The sequence below is a fragment of the Blastomonas sp. UPD001 genome (assembly GCF_003426715.1).
Lineage (GTDB): Bacteria > Pseudomonadota > Alphaproteobacteria > Sphingomonadales > Sphingomonadaceae > Blastomonas.
The window spans coordinates 1-533 of record NZ_QKVT01000174.1; the positions used below are offsets into that span (position 1 = coordinate 1).

At 63.2% G+C, this 533-nt stretch carries 1 protein-coding gene; it reads left to right on the forward strand.

Translation table 11 applies throughout. The annotated features are described in order from the left end of the window. Positions 1 to 63 precede the first annotated feature (63 nt). Positions 64 to 533 (forward strand): NAD(P)H:quinone oxidoreductase (gene wrbA, locus DM995_RS20285; RefSeq protein WP_116970851.1); only part of this gene is annotated, 470 nt, incomplete at its 3' end.

Consider the following 533-nt stretch of genomic DNA (forward strand, 5'->3'; position numbering starts at 1 on the left):
CGCCTTCCCCCTCGGGCGGCGGGGCACCCCTTTCATTCCAGCATTTCACGAAGGAGAATTCGCATGGCAAAGGTTCTGGTGCTCTATTACTCGACTTATGGTCATATCGAGACGATGGCCGAAGCGGTCGCCGAAGGCGCGCGCGGCGAAGGTGCCGAGGTGACGGTCAAGCGCGTCCCCGAAACCGTCCCCGAAGAAATTGCGCGCGCGGGCCATTTCAAGCTCGACCAGGCAGCCGCGATCGCGACGCCCGAGGAACTGGCCGATTATGACGCGATCATCGTCGGCACCGGCACGCGCTTTGGCCGCATGTCGAGCCAGATGGCAGCCTTCTGGGATCGTACCGGAGGCTTGTGGGCCAAGGGCGCGCTGGTCGGCAAGGTCGGTGCCTCGTTCACCTCGACCGCCAGCCAGCATGGCGGCCAGGAAACCACGCATTTCTCGATCCTCACCAACCTGTTGCACCATGGCCTGACCGTGGTCGGGCTCGACTATGGCTTCCAGGGTCAGCTGAACAATGACGAGATCGTCGG